The following is an 18,692-nucleotide window of genomic DNA, read 5'->3' on the forward strand; positions in this document are numbered from 1 at the left end:
TTTTATTGCAAACTCCCATAAAATCAAGGTTTAGAACAATAAAACAAGGTAGTTATTTGACACTACCACAGAAATAACGGAGGATAAAAGATGATTCAATTGATGGGTAGCGGTGCTTATCTGGTGCACGGGGAACATCTGATTGCTGACGATTATGAAGCCCAGGCAAAGCTCAAATCTCTGACCGGTAAGGGTGCCATAAAAGAGGAGGCTTCCAGGAATACCATTGCATATAGAATTTTAAAAGACCATAATACCTCTGATGATATGAAGAATCTGCGTATCAAATTTGATGAACTGGCTTCTCACGATATTACCTTTGTGGGCATTATTCAGACTGCCCGTGCATCGGGTTTGGAGAAGTTTCCCATACCTTATGTGTTGACGAACTGCCATAATTCGCTTTGTGCCGTAGGTGGAACGATTAATGAAGACGATCATATGTTTGGACTTACCTGTGCAAAGAAGTATGGAGGAGTTTATGTGCCTCCTCATCAGGCTGTTATTCATCAATTTGCCCGTGAGATGATGGCCGGGGGAGGAAAGATGATTTTGGGATCTGACTCCCATACCCGATATGGTGCTCTTGGCACCATGGCTATGGGGGAAGGCGGTCCTGAGCTGGTAAAGCAGCTGCTGAATAAAACCTACGATATAGCTATGCCGGAGGTAGTGGGAGTTTATATGACCGGAAAACCTCAGCCGGGTGTAGGGCCTCAGGATATTGCATTGGCCATTATTGGTGAGGTATTTAACAATGGATATGTAAAAAATAAGGTTATGGAGTTTGTGGGTCCGGGAGTTGCAAACCTAAGTGCTGACTATCGGATCGGCATAGATGTTATGACGACGGAAACTACTTGCCTTTCCTCTATCTGGAAGACTGACGATAAAATCAGGGAATACTATGATATCCATGGAAGAACTGCAGAGTATAAGGAGTTGAATCCCGGAGAGATTTCATATTATGATGGGATGATTACAGTGGAACTTGATAAAGTAAAACCCATGATAGCCATGCCATTTCATCCCAGCAATACCTATACCATAGAAGAGTTGAATGCAAACCTGACGGATATCTTAGAGGATGTTGAGAAGAAAGCCCAGGTAAGCCTGGATGGTAAAGTATCATTCCATCTGAAAGACAAAGTGCGAAATGGCAGATTGTATGTGGAACAGGGAATTATTGCAGGCTGTGCAGGAGGCGGATTTGAGAATATCTGTGACGCTGCTGACATATTGAGGGGGCATAGTACAGGATCTGATGCATTTACACTCAGCGTATATCCCGCAAGCACGCCCATTTACATGAAATTAGCTAAGAATGGTACTTTGGCAACGCTTTTGGAAACAGGAGCTGTTGTAAAGACAGCGTTCTGCGGCCCCTGTTTTGGGGCAGGAGACACACCTGCTAACAATGCATTCAGTATCCGGCATTCAACAAGAAATTTCCCGAACAGGGAAGGATCCAAGATTCAGAACGGACAGATATCTTCGGTTGCACTGATGGATGCCCGTTCTATTGCTGCAACAGCAGCCAACAAAGGCTATTTGACTCCGGCAACAGAGTTTGCCGGTGAGTATACGCATCCGGTATATCATTTTGACAAAAATATCTATGCAAACAGAGTGTTTGACAGTAAGGGCAAGGCAGACCCGTCGGTCGAAATTCAATTTGGTCCGAATATAAAAGACTGGCCCGAGATGTCATCTCTTCCGGAAAATCTGATTTTGAAGGTAGTATCAGAAATCCATGATCCTGTTACGACAACCGATGAATTAATACCTTCCGGAGAAACCTCATCCTTTCGCTCCAATCCGCTTGGATTAGCGGAGTTTACGCTCTCCAGAAAAGACCCCGCTTATGTGGGCCGGGCGAAAGAAGTGAAAGCAGCCCAAGAGGCCCTTCGGGATGGAAATAATCCGGTAGAGGAACTGCCGGAATTAAAAACGGTGATGGATGTGATTTCTAAATTCTATCCAGATGTGAAGATGGAAAGTATGGGGATAGGTTCTACAATTTTTGCTGTGAAGCCAGGGGATGGTTCTGCAAGGGAGCAGGCTGCTTCCTGCCAGAAGGTACTTGGGGGATGGGCGAATATTGCAAATGAATATGCAACAAAAAGATATCGCTCCAACCTGATTAACTGGGGTATGCTGCCATTCCTGGTTTCCCCCGGGAGTCTGCCTTTTAAGAATGGGGATTATCTTTTTGTACCTGAAATTTATAAAGCGGTAAGAGAAAAAGCAGACGTCATCATCGCATATAAGGTTTCAGATAAACTTACGCCTTTTGAGATGAAATTAGGTGACCTGACAGATAATGAGCGTGAAATTATTTTGAAAGGATGTCTGATTAATTACTACAGGGCTGAATAATCGAAGACTTCACACAGGTTATTTTAAATGGCAGGTAATCTATAAGATTGCCTGCTGTATTTACATGAGAAATAGTAAGAATATTCTGACAATATAAATTGATTGTGGAATTAAACTAAATAAATTTAATTGATTGCAAAGAAGAAAAATAATAGAGGAAAAACCAAATAAATGTATTGACATAATACAAACTATATGGTATTATACAGTTAACAAAAGACAAAACAGGTTTTATCAAACCTTCCAGAATCTTACATGATTTATATGGTGACGAGAAAACTATATAAAAGTACTTTAAGAGGAAGAAGGGAGGAGAGAAGGTAAAGGAGGTGCATTCCATTGGGACATGCAGATGTTGAATCAACGATCAATACAAGAGTGGTGTTGTCTGGCGGTTCCCTGTAAGAAAAACCTTTTATCAGCTAAGGCGCGATAATCCAAAAGAGGATATGAAAGATAAAAGGTAGTCTATGCTGACACTTGTATTGAATATACACCACGATAAGAAGAGATTTTCATTCATGTAAAGGAATGGATGAAAACAGAAGGTCAGCCATTGGAATTGAAAGTGTAGATAGATAAAGAGTAAAGATAATTGCCCTTAATTGTTTGTTTAGTTTTTATCTTCACTGAGAGGAAATATGGATATTTCATCTGGAAGTATAATATATCCGCTTATTTATTATACAGAAACTCTTACTTATCAATATAGATAGACACAAGATTTCTAAGTAAGCATCGTTTTGCAGGTTGAATGTTTATGATGCAGGGAATTATTACAGAAAGGATAAATGTAATTAATTAAACTTGAAAGGTATTAAATAAGACTAAGAAAGAAGAGAGTAAAAAAATTGAATAAAGGAAACCTTTGACAGCCGTCATATCAATTATTTTTTGGATATGGCGGCTGTTGTTATGTATGAGTTGACAAATTAAAAAAACTGCGTCATACTAATTATTCATAGAGTTGGTTTTTATGAATATAGGCAATTGGTGGAATGGATGAATTTTAGTGAAAAAGATATTTTTTATGAAGATAAAGATATAATGGTGATAAAAAAAATGGCTGGAATTCCGGTACAGCATGCAAGAACAGGGCAGATGGATCTGGAACATTTGCTTTTGAATTACCTTGCAGCTAAGGAAGATAGTAATGCAAGAAGAATACCATATCTGGGAGTGATTCACCGACTTGACCAGCCAGTGGAAGGAATTCTTGTGTTTGCAAAGAATCAGAAATCTGCAAGGATATTGAACGACCAGATGCAAAAAGGGCAGATGAAGAAAGAATATCTTGCAATTGTGCAGCATCAGCCGGAGATATCTAATGGGATATTGGTTGATTATCTGCTGGAGAATAGCAGATCTAATATTTCAAGGGTAGTAAAAAAGGATGATCCCGGCAGTAAGAGGGCTGAACTGGAATACCGTGTATTAGAAAAGGATGAGTTATATGGGACGGCTTTGGTTCAAATCATATTAAAGACGGGCCGGCGTCACCAGATCAGAGTTCAGATGTCCCATGCAGGAATGCCTTTATGTGGAGACAGAAAATATAATATGAGTTATAATGAGAAGGAAAGTCTGGCCTTATGTGCTTATAGACTTACTTTTCGGCATCCCACATCCGGACATACTCTGATGTATGAATCTACACCGGAAAACCCTTTGTTTTATAGATTTCATATTCAAGATTAACGAAATCTTTAGAAAAAAATCATAAAAATCCATATAAAGTTATATGGACTATTTTTTTTGTTCGTGTATAATATTGCTGTAGGAAAAATACAGATGTGAGACGGCCGGAAACATGGCTGATAAAATTACAAAAGAGATTTTCAGGCAGAAAGGAAGAAAATAGATGAAGTGCTTAAGAATTACAGGGTTATCAATACTTCTTCTGGTAATCTGTATTTCAGGATGTAGCAGTGAGGATAAGGCACAAGTGGAAACATCAAAAGAGCCGATAGTCACGGTAACTCCTGCACCCACAGAGACAGACACACCCACACCTATACCAACAAAAGAGGCTGATATTGAAGTTACCTTATCTAACTCTCAGGAATTGACAGCCGACTATACAACGATGAAAGATATTCCGGTGGAGCGTGGAACTTACATAGCCGTGGTTGCGAAAGGATTGGATTCTACTTATTGGACGAATGTAAAAAAAGGTGCACAGAGGGCTATTAAAGCATTGAACGAAGAACTGGGCTACACAGGGGCTGATAAGGTTCGCATTACGTTTGAAGGGCCGGGTGACAATTCAGATGTAGATGCTCAGATCAATACCATAGATGCCGTATTAGCGGAAAATCCATCGGTGCTGTGCCTTTCTGCTATTGATATGCAGTCCTGTGATGCGCAGCTGGAGACTGCGGCTGAGAATGGAATACCGGTTGTGATTATTGACTCGGGTGTGCAGAATGATTTGATTTCAGCTGCATGTGCTACGAATAACTATACTGCCGGTGAGGAAGCTGCGAGGAAGATGAGTGAGGCTATCGGCGGTTCTGGTGAAATAGCGATTATGGCGCATCAACAAAGTGCACAGAGCAGTATGGACCGCGTTGCCGGGTTCACGGACGAGATTCAGAAGAATCATCCGGATATTACAATTGTGGACACATCTTATGAGAATGAAGAGAAGACGGTGCATGATATGGTTTCAGGGGTGCTGAAAGAGCATATGAAATTGGCCGGATATTTTTGTACGAATGAAGGTATGACGAATAAAACGCTGGAAGCTTTGCAGACAGAAGAAAATACAAAAGTTCAGGTAATTGGGTTCGATTCCGGGCAGATACAGATGGATGCGGTTGCAGCAGGAAAAGAGTACGGCATGATTTGCCAGAATCCGTATGGTATGGGATATGCGTCTATGGTAGCAGCAGCCCGCCTGGCAGCTCATCTCCCCGTAGATCCATATATCAGCTCGGGCTATCAATGGATTGAAAAATCCAATATTGATCTGCCGGAGAATCAGCAATACTTATATAAATGATACCACAACAGAGAGCATGCCTGGTTAAGCATGCTCTTATTCTTATTCACTCTTATGCTGTTCTTTATAGAAATCCTGTACCTCTTTGGATATTTCCGAGCGTATATCAGATAAATCTACTGTATAGGAGTCGTCGCCTGCCCGATCAGCCGGTAATGTGCTGCTTTGATTTAGAGGGATGGAATCGGGGTATTTTTTGACAACTGTGTTGCCGCCGGTCTCCGGGCTTGTTCTCTGTTTTTTCTGCTTTTGATCCTGGTATCCCGTTTCATGAGTTTTTCTGCCGGGTATTCTTTTTGTTTTCTTTTTGGAAGCTTTATGTTTCCCAAGAAGAGTCTTACCCTTTTTTTCTTTACGTTTCCGGGCACTTTTTGCCTCCTTCTTTTTCCAGTAGCCTTTTTTCTTCCAAGGTTTAAACTGTAAGACAAGACCCAAGGCAGAGAGGGCGGCGGCCAGAAAAATTGTTAATACAGTACTTGAATTTGAAATAATCTGCATAATCAGTTTGGCTGAAGCGATTCCACCGCATATGGAGGTAATACAGATAACGACGGTGTGTTCTTTTATAATAGCCAAAAAACCAATCACTACCCCAAAGACTACAAAACCACAGATTGTACTGAAGGTTGGTATAGGGAATAACTGGAATAAGGTCATGATTACAACACCGATGCACAGGAAAAACATCCCTATGCGGTAAAGGAGGAAAGCCAGTGCGGTAAAGATAAGTCCTGCTGCGACAACGGCAGCCCATATTATTTTCTCAGGAAGATTGAGGTAAAGTCCTGCTGCGAACCCTGCTGCCATGCCCAGGAGTAAACCGAAGATGCAGCTCCAGAGTTTGCGAAGCTTGTATCCAAAGAAGCAGTTTAGTAATGCAAGAACAAGGGCTCCCTTAAGAAAGTAAGAGCTATAGGCAGTATAGAATTCTTTCAGAAATCCTCCCGAGCTATCCCATAGCGAATAAAAACTATTAAGTCCGTACATCTGTAATCTCCTTTATGTAAACTGAAAATTGCTATCTATCCTTGATTCTATTACGTTTTTACAGATTTGACAAGGGGGATTTACGCTGTACCAGAATATGATGAAGATGCATATAGTATAGAAACATGAGAATTAGGAGCAGGAGTATGGGTTTGAAGGAGTCTGCGTTTCCAGGGGCTGAAGCTCCATTTTGCCATGAAATGTATCAGCAGCAGGAGCGTGAAAAGGACATGCGAAAGATGCAGACATATTATTCCAGTCATGCAGCCAGAATACAGGAATTGGTGATGCAGGAATGTGATAGAATGGAGTATGATGGGAGCATGATGTTTGATGAGTATCCGGATAAATTGATGATGGAGAATCTTTGCCGGAAAGTTGAGGACCGCTATTATGATCAGGAAGGTCAGGATGATGCCCCTATACAGGCCATGCATAGGAACAGAAGTAATGAAGTAAGGGATTTGATCGGGGTTCTGTTATTTAATGAAATGTTTTGCAGAAGATGCAGGCATCGTCACCGCCGTAATTACTATTATTGATTTCAGGCAACGGAGTCAGCATGAAAGAGACCTGAAATCCGGTCTGTTTTATACTGACTCTGGAAATGTAATGCCTTTTTTACAAAACCTTTAAAAATCTTAAATTATTTATTTTACTGTTGCCCTCTGAACGGAAAGCGATTACAATAGATTAAGTACAATGCTGTCAATTTCTAAGTTGACATAAAATCAGGGGGAAATAATTAACAACGGTTATTGATAAAAGTTCAGGGGAGACATTTGATGAAGAAGGGAGTCATAAAAGTTTTCGTACTTCTGGCCATTTTTGCCGCATCTATGGCAGGATTTTCGGTTTTTTTTAATAGAGAAAAAGTAGTTAATACAAGAGATTTTGAAACACCGGCACTACCGGTGGCCTATATTGGAATCGATCATATATCGGTTAACAGAATGTTTGGATACCGTCAGCAGATGGATGGGACCTCCATGCGGGGAAGCCTTACACCGCTCACTGCAGACAGGGAGTTAACCTTACAGATAAATCCTTATGGAAAAGAAATCAGCAGTGTTGCCTATGAAGTAACATCTGCAGATGGCTTAGAACTTGTGGGCAATGCGAAGGTAAAAAGCCTTGAGGACAAGGACAGCCTAAAGGAGGCTACGTTCCGGCTGGACACACCTATTTTGATGAATCAGGAATATCTGCTGCGCTTTACGGTTAATCTGGAGGGAGAGGCTGCGCCCGTCTACTACTACACAAGAATTATACAAAGATCAGGAATCAATATCGGTACATACCTGGAATTTGTGCAGGATTTTTATGAGAGGTGTATAAACAAAGAGTCCGCCAGTGACCTGACCGCATACATTGAGCCGGATAACACAGCATCGAACAGCAGTTTTAATAAGGTTACAATACATTCAAGCTTTGATCAATTGACCTGGGGAAGTCTGTCACCGGAAATTGTAAAAAGGGCGGTTCCGGTTATTAAGGATTTTAATGAAACTACTGCCAGCATTGCTCAGGAGTATATTATCAGTGCCAAGGATACAGACGGAAATACCGAGTATTACAGCGTCAGTGAATTCTATCGGATGCGTTATTCTCAGTCGCGTGTTGTACTGCTGGATTTCGAAAGAAGCGCGACTCAGATTTTTGATGCAGAGCTGCCTGTGCTTACCAGTCAGGGAATAAGCCTTGGGGTGGTGAACAGAGATGTGCAATATGTGAGTAATAAGAACGCCGATATTGTGGCCTTTGTAGTAGATGGAGATCTCTGGTCCTATAACAGGAGTGCCAATAAGTGCACAAAGATTTTTGGCTTTCGTAATACGAAAGAGACCGATGAAAGGGCTGAAAATACAGAACATGATATTAAAATTGTCCGTGTATCTGAGGCAGGGGACATTGCCTTTGTCGTATATGGTTATATGAATGCGGATGCCCATGAAGGGATGGTGGGAAGCGCGGTATATCATTATTATGCAGAGAGGAATGTGACACAGGAGGAATTATTTATTCCAAGCAGCAATTCCTACGAGTTCTTAAAGCAGAATCTGTCTGTGCTGTCCTATGTCAGTAAGAAGGATCAGCTGTACCTTTTTATCGAAGGGAACCTCTACCAGGTGGATCTTGCAAGCGGCAGCTATAAGATCGTAAAAGACAATATTTCATCTGACTGTTTTGTGATATCAAAAAGCCAGGCATCAGTGGCCTGGATGGAGGAGATGGATGAAAACAATTCCACGCATATCACTGCCATGAGTCTTGAGACAGGAGAGGTACTACAGGTCTCGGCTCCGGAAGGACAGAAAGTTAAGGCCCTGGGTTTTATTAATGAGGATTTGATCTATGGCCTGGCGAATGATGCGGATATCTTAAGTGATACGGCGGGTAATGTTACATTTGCCATGAATAAACTATGCATACAGAATTTTACCGGTGAGGTTATAAAAGAATACCAGCAGGATGGGGTTTATGTAACGCAGGTTAATATTCAGGAGGGTCTTATAGAACTGATACGGGCCCAAAAGGATCAGGATACGTTTATCCCGGTACCGGATGACCATATTATGAACAACCTTATGGACCGTGAAGAGACAGTAACCACGAAGCTGAGTGTCAGTAAGAGAAAAGGCACGCAGGTGGGACTTGAGTTTACAAAAACAGGAAAAACACGAAATTTGTTTGTTCAGAAGACGATGCTGATTGAAGAAGATAATACCCCTACCTTAAAAATCGAGGTTCCGAAACAGGAGACAGAACAGTATTATGTGTACGGAAAGGGAAAGCTTCTGAATGTGAGTACAAAAATCAATGATGCCATACTGGAAGCGGATCAGAATATGGGTGTGGTATTGAACCGAAAGCAGCAATACATCTGGGAGCGGGGAAATCAGTCCGAATCCATGAAACTGGATATAAGTACGGTACCGGAATCGCTGCTTCAGGCTCCATTGGATGAAACCACAATCAAGAATGCGTTGGGTGATGAGTATACGGTCATGAACTTGAGCGGATGCAGCTTATCCAGCGTGCTGTATCAGGTCAGTGCAGGGTATCCTGTTGTTGTAAAGACAGGGGAAGGGACCAGTGCATTAATGGTAGGATACGACAAATATAATACATGGCTGTATGATATAGCAACTCAGCAGATCTATCCTAAAGGAATGAATGACAGTACAGAGGCGTTTGCAGCCGCCGGTAACATCTTTATAAGTTACAGGGTTATTCAATGATAAAATTAAATTTCAGAAAAGTTATTACAGTTCAGCCATGTGAAGTCGAGTTCGCAGGCTGAGCTGTAACTTTTTTAAGCTCTTATTGAGGAAGGCTGTCTCTGAGGCAAAGTGCCCCGTATCCAACCAGGGGATTCGGATATTCATTAAATCCCGGGAGACTGCGTGCACCTTTTCGCAGGTAGGCCTTTACTTTCTCTCCATATAAAAATGTGTCATTCCCTTTTAGAATCCCCCATTCCATCATGAGAGCGGCGCTGCCCGTTACAAAAGGTGTTGCAAACGATGTTCCGGTAACTTCACTGTAGGAGGAGCCTGTTCCCGTACTGGGCGCATTGATTCGTACTCCGGGGGCAACAAGGTCAGGCTTTAATGTTGAAAGTATTCTCGTATAGCCCCGGCCGGAAAAATCAGCATAAGTCTGGATACGGGAGTCATAAGCTCCGACAGTAAGTGCCCGAAATGCAGTGGAAGGAATAGTCAGCGTCGAGTCTGCGGTTGGTGTAAGGAATCTGGTATTCGTACCTATGGAACTGCCACTGGGAAGCCAGAGGTTGTAGGCTCCTTCTACGATATCATGAGGTACCAGACGGAAGGACCAGATACCAGAGGTAATATAGGAATTCGTACCTGAGGGCAGAAAATCAAAATAGATTTCCTGGGTAAAGGCATAAGGGGAAGGCATGCCGTAATAAACCAGAACGGATACGCCCGGCAGTGAAAACCGCTGTGTTCCCGATATGGGATTAACAGGGCCGGCCACTGCACCTCCGGGATGCTGGAGATAAACGTCAAAGTCATCTACATAGGATTTCCAAAGCTGAACATTCAGGTTGGGTTCGTATGTCCCGACACTGAATTCAATCGTTGCTGTGGCATCATTCGTTAAAACTCCGCTTGTGTGAAGCGAGGTGTTTCCCTCATTGCCGCTTCCGATACATATTACATTCTGCCCCAGGTCTGATACCATATTGATATATGTTTCCATAATGGAGTCTCCGCTGTGGGAGCCATAATTATTACCAAAGCTTAAATTAATTGCCAGAGGCATCTGAAGGGAGAGTGAGAGCCGTACTACATAGTCAATGCCTTGAATGAGTTGGGTCGTACGGGGAAAATCCGTACTGGTAGGGGTTCCGAGTTTTACCACAAGCAGTGTACTTTGTGTAGCCACGCCGGCGTTGACACCACCGGAAGCCCGGCCATTGCCTGCAGCAATTCCCATAACTGCGGTTCCGTGTCCGCTGTAATCGGAACTGGGTACAGCGGAAGGATTACCTTGTAGTGCCTCATTAATCTGCGTGTCTGTATATTCAGTGCCGATATTGTAACCCTCCGGCGGTGGGCCTGTGGAAATCGTCTGATCCCACAGGCGCAGAATCCGGGTGGTGCCGTCATCATTCTGAAAGTCTGGATGCTTGTAATCAATCCCTGAATCTATACAGGCCACCAGGATTCCATTCCCGAATAATCCGTTTACGGGATCTTGCTGCAGGGGATTGATACAGGAAATTGCCCGGCCCTGGTAGGTCGCAAAGTTCAGGCGCTTGGGTTTTTCCATATAAGTGATTTGAGGAAGCATGGCGACAGTATCCACCAGTCCTGTCGGTATCACCAGGATGGCATAGTTTCCCAGCAGAGGGGTAACAACAATTCCCTCTTCTCTCAGAAAACTGATATCGCCCTGGTAACGAACGATAACTTCCCATGCATTTTGTTCCGCTTCATATCCGAGATTCAAATTGTATGAACGCCGTCTTTCTTCGGGAGTAGCCTCGAGAGCAAGATTTAATAGATTTTCGATTTTTTGATTGGCCATATAATTCTCCATATGTATATCATTTTTAAAAGATTAATGCTATAATTAAAAGGATTTTGCCCCCTATATCATAATATGTATTTACAGTAGGTATTTATGAAAGGATTAGATGAAATGAAAGAATGGGAGAAACTTGTAAGAAAAGTGACACCGTATGTGCCGGGTGAACAGCCCAATGAGCGGGATATAGTTAAGTTAAATACCAACGAGAATCCCTATCCGCCTGCACCGGGAGTTCAGCGTGTTTTACGTGAAATGAAGGCGGACGAGCTGAGATTGTATCCGGATCCTACGGCTGCCGGCCTGGTTGAATGTATAGCGCAATACTATCAGGTGAAGAGCAGCCAGGTATTTACAGGAGTTGGTTCAGACGATGTGCTGGCTATGGCTTTCATGACATTTTTTAATGGAAAAGATCCTGTCCTGTTTCCGGAAATTACGTATTCTTTCTATGATGTATGGGCAGATGTGTTTCGCATCCCTTACCAGCAGATACCGCTGGATGAGAAATTTCAAATTGTACCGTCAGACTACTTTGGTGAAAACAGGAAAAACGGGGGTATCATATTTCCGAATCCGAATGCCCCTACAGGCGTTGAGCTTCCTCAGGAAGCTATTGAATCCATCCTGTTACATAATCCGGATGTTGTCGTGATTGTGGACGAAGCCTATGTTGATTTCGGAGCTGAATCGGCACTGCCTTTTATCGACAAATATGAAAATCTCTTAATTGTTCAGACTTTTTCGAAATCCCGTTCCATGGCCGGCATGCGGATCGGATATGCAATCGGCAGTGAAAAACTGATTCGCTATCTGAATGATGTCAAGTATTCCGTTAATTCATATACGATGAACAGAACAGCGCTTGCGCTTGGGATAGAAGCGATAAAGGATGATGCATATTTCAAAAAAAATCTGAAGAATCTCATGGAAACCAGAGAATGGGTGAAGGATGAGCTAAAAGGACTGGGCTTTCTATTCGAAGATTCCAAAGCCAATTTTATATTTGCATCTCACAAATCCGTGCCGGCAAAAGAAATATTCGAAGAATTGAAAAAAGAACATATCTATGTGAGATATTTTCCCAAACCCCGAATAGATAATTATCTCAGGATATCGATTGGGACCAGAGGGGAGATGGGGAAACTGTTAAATGCCATGAAGAAGTTTCTGAAATAAAATGTGGGAAGTAAATTCCTGCCGGATTTTTAAATTCCGGCAGGATGACTTATGTATATGACAAAGTATGCAAGAGAAGCAGCCGGCGGCAGGCTTTCTGCATTAAACTTCCGATGACGCTTCCGTTTCCAATATAGAAGTACAATGCGGACAACGAGTAGCTTCTATATCAATCTCTGATTTACAGTAAGGACAGATTTTGGTAACAGCCGGTTCTTCCTTTGTATCCACTTTTCGAAGACTTGCTACCCGATTCATAAATTTTACAAGCAGGAAGATTACAAATGCCATAATTACAAACTGAATCACTTCGGTGATGAACACTCCATAGTTCAAGGTAGGTGCCGCTGCATCTGACGCCTCTTTAAGGGTGCGGTATTTATTTCCATCCAGAGCGATAAACCAGTTTTCGAAATTGACACCTCCGGTTATCCTGGTCACTACCGGCATGATAATGTCGTTAACAAGAGATGTTACGATTTTTTGAAATGCACCACCAATAATAACACCGACAGCCAGATCAATTACGTTTCCACGCATGATGAATTCTTTAAATTCACTGATAAATCCCTTCTTTTCCATAGAATAAAGCCTCCATTCTTTTGTATAGTATAAGAATATTTTAATGAATTTTAAAGGTATGTCAAGAGGTATAGTATTTAATTGACATATGGACATTCTGTAAAGGTATAGAATAGTAATAACTTCAGTATAAAGAGTGGAAGATCATGGATCAGAAATCTCACTACTCAATCAGAAAAGCTGCGTTTGCAATGTTTGCTGTATTGCTGGTAGCAAGCTGTATCGTGGATGCAGTAAGATATCTGCCCGGAACAATTACCGTAAGCAAGAGTACCGTAGGAGAACGGGAATTGCCCATATATTGTGTAGAAACAGAAAAACATCAGGTGTCACTTACCTTTGACCTGACATGGGGAAATGAAAATACCCGGGAGATACTGGATATATTGTCTGCCCGTCAGGTAAAAGCTACGTTCTTTGTGACAGGAGATTGGGTGGACAGTTATCCTGAGGAAGTTAAGCGTATCTATGAAGAAGGGCACGATGTGGGAAATTCTTCCGAAAGTCATAGAAATATGATTCCGTTGACGGATATGCAGTGTCAGCAGGAGATATTGAGTTTACATAACAAGGTTAAAGAGCTGACCGGTCATGAGATGTATTTATTCCGGGCGCCGTTTGGGGATTATGATAATCAGGTAATCGCGAGTGCAAAAAGCTGCGGCTATTACAGTATTAAGTGGGATGTGGACAGCTTGGACTGGAAGGACTACGGTGTGGATTCTATCGTACAGACTGTAACGCAGAATAAACATTTGGATAATGGCTCCATAATTTTGTGCCATAATGACGCAAAGTATACCGCCAAGGCTCTTGACAGCCTGATTGACAACCTGCAGAAACAAGGCTATGAACTTGTACCGCTTTCTCAGATGATGTATCGGCAAAGTTATTATATCGATCACGAAGGACGGCAGATATCAGAAGAAGAGTAGGAGAGAACCCACTGTTTGAGTCGTTAAAAAGCAGTGGGTTTTTACTTGTGTTTTCTGCAGTGAAATAGTAAAATCATGTCAGACGGGTTGACTACTCTGGAAAGAAATGAGGAAAAAAGATGAAATTTACGAAGATGCATGGATGCGGCAATGATTACGTATATGTGAACTGTATGGAAGAAAACGTTGAGAATCCCTCCCGGATGGCAAAGCTGGTGAGCGACCGGCATTTTGGAATCGGGTCTGATGGTCTGATTCTGATAAAGCCTTCCGATGTGGCCGATTTTGAAATGGAAATGTACAATGCGGATGGTTCCAGGGGAGCTATGTGCGGTAATGGGATTCGATGTGTGGCCAAGTATGTCTATGAATACGGACTGACGGATAAAACCTCAATCAGTGTGGATACGAAAAGTGGTATCAAGTATCTGGAGCTGACCATAAAAGATGGAAAGGCGGTACAGATTCGGGTAAATATGGGCGAGCCGATTCTGGAAACTGTAAAAATACCGGTGTTGGCCGATGAGCAGGAGCTGATTAACGCTCCTATATCAGTGGATGGGAAAGAATACCGAATGACCTGCGTTTCTATGGGAAATCCGCATGCTGTAATCTACATGGATGATTTGGAAAATCTGAATATTGAAAAGCTTGGTCCGAAATTCGAACATCATGAACGTTTTCCGGATCGGGTAAATACGGAGTTTGTCAAAGTTTTGGACAAGCATACCGTACAGATGCGGGTATGGGAAAGAGGATCGGGAGAAACCCTGGCCTGTGGCACCGGTGCATGTGCGGTTGCGGTTGCAACCATCTTGAACCGTTTGGTGGACGGAAACCAGGTTGAGGTACGGCTGCTGGGAGGTACTCTGCAGATTACCTGGGACAGAGGAGAAAATATCGTGTACATGACAGGACCTGCCGAGATTGTATTTGATGGAGAATTCAAGTGGTTTTAAGCGTGCGCCAATGAGAATGGGGCATGTCCCTCAATAAAGGGATTTTCTTTTTGATAGATAAGTGATACAATATCTTGTATTGGGAAAATCAATAAGAACAATATATTGTAAAACAGGAGGACAGTATGATTTGTATTATAAAAAAAGACGGAACGAAAGAGCCTTTCGATGCCGCTAAGATTGTTCGCGCGGTAAATAAATCTGCCCACCGGATTCTATATACATTCTCTCAGGAGGAGATTGATTTTATCTGTAAGTTTGCGACTGAGCATGCAAACTCTCTGGGAAAGAAGGATATTCTGATTGCGGATATGCATAACATCGTAGAAGGAGCACTGGAAAAGGTTAATCCATCCGTGGCCAAGAGCTACCGTGACTATCGAAATTACAAGGTAGACTTTATACATATGATGGATGAAGTCTATACCAAAAGTCAATCTATTCGTTACATTGGAGATAAGAGTAATGCCAACACAGACAGTGCGTTGGTGGCGACCAAACGAAGCCTGATTTTTAATGAATTGAATAAAGAACTGTATAGAAAATTTTTTATGAACAGGAATGAACTTCAGGCTTGTAAAGATGGATATATCTATATTCATGATCAGTCAGCCCGTCTGGATACCATGAATTGCTGCCTGTTTGACGTGGCAAATGTTTTACGTGGTGGGTTTGAGATGGGGAATGTCTGGTATAATGAACCCAAGACACTGGATACGGCCTTTGATGTCATGGGAGATATTATATTAAGCACCGCCGCCCAGCAGTACGGCGGATTTACAGTGCCTGAGGTGGATAAGATCCTGGCTCCTTATGCAAAGAGAAGCTACGATAAATATAGAAATGAATTTCTGAAATATTCGGATGAGTCCTGGTCCGGCAGGGAAGAGAAAGCCATTGAATATGCGATAGATAAGGTCAGAAGAGATTGTGATCAGGGATGGCAGGGAATTGAATACAAACTGAATACCGTAGGCTCTTCGCGCGGAGATTATCCATTTGTTACAGTAACTCTGGGACTCGGAACTGAGCCGTTCCAGAAGATGATTTCTGTTTCACTCTTGCAGGTACATCAAGGGGGACAGGGGAAAGAAGGACATAAGAAACCGGTACTGTTCCCTAAAATTGTATTCTTATATGACGAGGTAATTCACGGACAGGGTGGTATCTGTGAAGATGTTTTTGAAGCCGGCGTGGAGTGTTCTTCTAAGACGATGTATCCGGATTGGCTGTCCATGAGTGGAGAGGGATATATATCCAGCATGTATCAGAAATACGGACGGGTGATCAGTCCTATGGGCTGCCGTGCATTTTTAAGTCCCTGGTATGAGAGGGGTGGGATGGAACCAGCAGATGAAGATGACAAACCTGTTTTTGTCGGGAGGTTTAATATCGGAGCAGTATCACTTCATTTGCCAATGATTCTTGCTAAATCCAGGAGTGAGAATCAGGACTTCTACGAGGTACTGGGTTTTTATCTGGAGATGATACGGGATCTGCATCGCAGAACCTACGATTATCTGGGTGAAATGCGGGCATCTACCAATCCGCTGGGGTACTGTGAAGGTGGTTTCTACGGTGGAAACCTGAAGCCGGGAGATAAAATCAGGCCACTTCTGAAACCTATGACAGCGTCGTTCGGCATCACGGCACTCAATGAACTGCAGGAACTTTATAATGGAAAATCCATTGCAGAGGATGGGGAATTTGCCCTGGAAGTTCTTAAACATATTAATGACAAAGTGGCAGAGTTTAAAACTGCTGACGGAATTCTCTACGCTATCTATGGAACGCCTGCAGAGTCCTTATGCGGCTTGCAGGTAGAACAATTCCGCAGGATATATGGAATTGTACATAATGTCTCTGACCGCCCCTATGTCAGCAACAGTTTCCACTGTCATGTGACTGAAGACCTGACTCCTATTGAAAAGCAGGATAAGGAAGGACGCTTCTGGGAATATTGTAACGGTGGAAAAATCCAGTATGTCCGCTATCCAGTAAGTTATAATCGTCCGGCAATCCGCTCTTTGGTTCGAAGAGCTATGAAAAAGGGCTTTTATGAAGGAGTCAATCTATCGCTTGCCTACTGCGACGACTGCGGCCATGAGGAACTTGAGATGGATGTGTGCCCTGTCTGCGGTTCCGGTAATCTGACAAAAATAGACCGTATGAACGGTTATCTGTCCTACAGCCGCGTACATGGTGATACCCGGTTGAATGAAGCGAAGATGGCTGAGATAGCAGAGCGTAAATCAATGTAAACTTATTTGAAACAAAAATTTAAGATTTATACCCTTTCTTTATTTGTAAGATACTCTTATAATTATGATACCAGGGTCAAAAGGTCATGCGTTTCATGCTGGCATGAAACGCATGAGTTTGGGTCTCCTACATCATAATTATAAGGGGTAAACCATGCATATATATAGAAATAAGAAAAAAAGGGACATACGAGTACAGAATCACACGTATTTCTGTGAGTTTTGTACTCGTTATTTTCGTTATGCGATCGTAGCGGCGGGAATGGGAATTATGCTGTTGTCAGGATGCGGAAATAAAAACAAAACAGAAATTGCACTGATTACAGATGCCCAGGGCATGAGTGAACAGACATCCGAATACTCTGCTCTTGCAGGTGTTAAAAAGTTTGCAGAAAAGAATAACAAAACATATGATTCTTTTGCTTCAGAGGAAAAGAGCACGAGGGGATATGAAGAAACTATCAGTAAAGCATTAAAGTCCGGCGCTGAGGTAATCATCTGTCAGGGAAAAGAGCTCGAGACAGCTGTCTACGATATGCAAAAAGCGGATTTAAGTGTCAAGTTTGTCCTCTTGGATGGTGTGCCCCATGCAGCAGACAGTGAAAAGGAGAAGCTAAGAGGCAATACCCATGCGGTATTGTTTTCCAGAGAACAGGCCGGCTATCTGGCGGGATATTCTGCAGTAAGGGAAGGCTTTACAAGTCTGGGATTTATGGGTGGAGAAAAGGAAAATTCCACTATACAGTATGGATCCGGATTTGTGCAGGGTGCCAATGAGGCGGCTAAAGAAATAGGCCTCGGCGCAGAGCAGATAACAATCCGATACAGATATCTGGGTACTGAAATCACCTCTCCGGATGTGGAACAAACTGCCCAAAGCTGGTACAATGAAGGGTGCCAGGTGATATCCAGCTGTGAGTTTTCCATATTAAATGCGATTGGCAAGGCAGCAAAACAAAAGGACAAACAGGTCATCACAATGGACAACAGCCTGAAAGCGTTTCCGGGGACTGTTCTGACATATGTGGGAAATGATTATGCTTCTGTTACATATCAGATACTAAACAGTATAAAAGAGAAATCGTATGCGGGTGGAGAAAGGGAGATCGTAGGTGTCGATACCAACAGCGTCTGCCTGGATATGAACAAATCATCCTTTCAAACGTTTACAGCAGATCAATATAATCAGCTTTGTGAAGAATTGAGCAATGGAAAACTGGAAGTGAGCAGGGAAAATGTTACTAAAGATTTAAAAAAATATAAGATAGTAAATGTGACCCTGAATATGGAAAATAACACATGAAATAGTACATGATATCACAAAAAATTCTCAGGTTCTGTCCGT

The 18,692-nt window shown here is 42.5% G+C and carries 13 protein-coding genes; 10 read left to right on the forward strand and 3 right to left on the reverse strand.

Features of this window, described 5'->3' with window-relative positions:
- Window positions 1-90: 90 nt before the first annotated feature.
- From KNL20_RS00705 to KNL20_RS00715, 3 genes are all read left to right on the forward strand, one after another.
- Window positions 91-2,379, forward strand: a complete 2,289-nt coding sequence (locus KNL20_RS00705; protein ID WP_230398784.1) for a hydratase — start codon at window positions 91-93, stop codon at window positions 2,377-2,379.
- 1,002 nt (window positions 2,380-3,381) lie between these two features.
- A complete protein-coding gene (locus KNL20_RS00710) occupies window positions 3,382-4,077 on the forward strand; it encodes an RluA family pseudouridine synthase (protein ID WP_230398785.1) in 696 nt (231 codons plus the stop codon).
- Window positions 4,078-4,240: 163 nt separating this feature from the next.
- On the forward strand, window positions 4,241-5,383 hold the full coding sequence (locus KNL20_RS00715) for a substrate-binding domain-containing protein (RefSeq protein ID WP_230398786.1): 1,143 nt from the start codon (window positions 4,241-4,243) through the stop codon (window positions 5,381-5,383).
- Between the two features lie 42 nt (window positions 5,384-5,425).
- Here KNL20_RS00715 and KNL20_RS00720 read toward each other — a convergent pair whose 3' ends face one another.
- Window positions 5,426-6,370 (reverse strand): TMEM198/TM7SF3 family protein, encoded by a 945-nt coding sequence (locus KNL20_RS00720; protein ID WP_230398787.1) that lies wholly within the window; start codon window positions 6,368-6,370, stop codon window positions 5,426-5,428.
- A 146-nt stretch (window positions 6,371-6,516) separates the two neighbouring features.
- Here KNL20_RS00720 and KNL20_RS00725 point away from each other — a divergent pair, with 146 nt between their 5' ends.
- Both KNL20_RS00725 and KNL20_RS00730 read left to right on the forward strand, forming a co-directional pair.
- Window positions 6,517-6,912, forward strand: a complete 396-nt coding sequence (locus KNL20_RS00725) for a hypothetical protein (protein WP_230398788.1) — start codon at window positions 6,517-6,519, stop codon at window positions 6,910-6,912.
- Between the two features lie 243 nt (window positions 6,913-7,155).
- Window positions 7,156-9,612 carry a hypothetical protein gene (locus tag KNL20_RS00730; RefSeq protein WP_230398789.1) on the forward strand — a complete coding sequence of 819 codons (2,457 nt, stop codon included), beginning with the start codon at window positions 7,156-7,158 and terminating at the stop codon, window positions 9,610-9,612.
- An 82-nt stretch (window positions 9,613-9,694) separates the two neighbouring features.
- Here KNL20_RS00730 and KNL20_RS00735 read toward each other — a convergent pair whose 3' ends face one another.
- Window positions 9,695-11,431 carry a S8 family peptidase gene (locus tag KNL20_RS00735; protein WP_230398790.1) on the reverse strand — a complete coding sequence of 579 codons (1,737 nt, stop codon included), beginning with the start codon at window positions 11,429-11,431 and terminating at the stop codon, window positions 9,695-9,697.
- A 114-nt stretch (window positions 11,432-11,545) separates the two neighbouring features.
- Here KNL20_RS00735 and hisC point away from each other — a divergent pair, with 114 nt between their 5' ends.
- Window positions 11,546-12,610 carry a histidinol-phosphate transaminase gene (gene hisC / locus KNL20_RS00740; protein ID WP_230400016.1) on the forward strand — a complete coding sequence of 355 codons (1,065 nt, stop codon included), beginning with the start codon at window positions 11,546-11,548 and terminating at the stop codon, window positions 12,608-12,610.
- 102 nt (window positions 12,611-12,712) lie between these two features.
- Here the strand turns inward: hisC and mscL are convergent, their stop codons facing one another.
- Entirely contained in the window at window positions 12,713-13,192 is a 480-nt protein-coding gene (gene mscL / locus KNL20_RS00745) for a large conductance mechanosensitive channel protein MscL (protein WP_230398791.1), read from the reverse strand.
- 146 nt (window positions 13,193-13,338) lie between these two features.
- On the opposite strand from mscL, the gene KNL20_RS00750 reads away from it, so the two are divergent.
- The 4 genes from KNL20_RS00750 to KNL20_RS00765 all read left to right on the forward strand — a co-directional run bounded on the left by KNL20_RS00750 (window position 13,339) and on the right by KNL20_RS00765 (window position 18,650).
- A complete protein-coding gene (locus KNL20_RS00750) occupies window positions 13,339-14,127 on the forward strand; it encodes a polysaccharide deacetylase family protein (RefSeq protein ID WP_230398792.1) in 789 nt (262 codons plus the stop codon).
- Between the two features lie 119 nt (window positions 14,128-14,246).
- Complete coding sequence (gene dapF, locus KNL20_RS00755; RefSeq protein WP_230398793.1) at window positions 14,247-15,086, forward strand: diaminopimelate epimerase; 840 nt, start codon at window positions 14,247-14,249, stop codon at window positions 15,084-15,086.
- 125 nt (window positions 15,087-15,211) lie between these two features.
- On the forward strand, window positions 15,212-17,347 hold the full coding sequence (gene nrdD, locus KNL20_RS00760; protein ID WP_230398794.1) for an anaerobic ribonucleoside-triphosphate reductase: 2,136 nt from the start codon (window positions 15,212-15,214) through the stop codon (window positions 17,345-17,347).
- 154 nt (window positions 17,348-17,501) lie between these two features.
- A complete protein-coding gene (locus KNL20_RS00765; protein WP_230398795.1) occupies window positions 17,502-18,650 on the forward strand; it encodes a BMP family lipoprotein in 1,149 nt (382 codons plus the stop codon).
- Window positions 18,651-18,692 lie beyond the last annotated feature (42 nt).

The organism is Novisyntrophococcus fermenticellae, assembly GCF_018866245.1.
Taxonomy (GTDB): Bacteria; Bacillota; Clostridia; order Lachnospirales; family Lachnospiraceae; genus Novisyntrophococcus; species Novisyntrophococcus fermenticellae.

What these genes read in the sequence shown, in the direction of transcription:
- KNL20_RS00705 (WP_230398784.1), top strand. Translation starts at nt 91, where the DNA reads ATGATTCAATTGATGGGTAGCGGTGCTTATCTGGTGCACGGGGAACAT.
- KNL20_RS00710 (WP_230398785.1), top strand. Translation starts at nt 3,382, where the DNA reads ATGAATTTTAGTGAAAAAGATATTTTTTATGAAGATAAAGATATAATG.
- KNL20_RS00715 (WP_230398786.1), top strand. Translation starts at nt 4,241, where the DNA reads ATGAAGTGCTTAAGAATTACAGGGTTATCAATACTTCTTCTGGTAATC.
- KNL20_RS00720 (WP_230398787.1), bottom strand. Translation starts at nt 6,370, where the DNA reads ATGTACGGACTTAATAGTTTTTATTCGCTATGGGATAGCTCGGGAGGA.
- KNL20_RS00725 (WP_230398788.1), top strand. Translation starts at nt 6,517, where the DNA reads ATGGGTTTGAAGGAGTCTGCGTTTCCAGGGGCTGAAGCTCCATTTTGC.
- KNL20_RS00730 (WP_230398789.1), top strand. Translation starts at nt 7,156, where the DNA reads ATGAAGAAGGGAGTCATAAAAGTTTTCGTACTTCTGGCCATTTTTGCC.
- KNL20_RS00735 (WP_230398790.1), bottom strand. Translation starts at nt 11,431, where the DNA reads ATGGCCAATCAAAAAATCGAAAATCTATTAAATCTTGCTCTCGAGGCT.
- hisC (WP_230400016.1), top strand. Translation starts at nt 11,546, where the DNA reads ATGAAAGAATGGGAGAAACTTGTAAGAAAAGTGACACCGTATGTGCCG.
- mscL (WP_230398791.1), bottom strand. Translation starts at nt 13,192, where the DNA reads ATGGAAAAGAAGGGATTTATCAGTGAATTTAAAGAATTCATCATGCGT.
- KNL20_RS00750 (WP_230398792.1), top strand. Translation starts at nt 13,339, where the DNA reads ATGGATCAGAAATCTCACTACTCAATCAGAAAAGCTGCGTTTGCAATG.
- dapF (WP_230398793.1), top strand. Translation starts at nt 14,247, where the DNA reads ATGAAATTTACGAAGATGCATGGATGCGGCAATGATTACGTATATGTG.
- nrdD (WP_230398794.1), top strand. Translation starts at nt 15,212, where the DNA reads ATGATTTGTATTATAAAAAAAGACGGAACGAAAGAGCCTTTCGATGCC.
- KNL20_RS00765 (WP_230398795.1), top strand. Translation starts at nt 17,502, where the DNA reads ATGCATATATATAGAAATAAGAAAAAAAGGGACATACGAGTACAGAAT.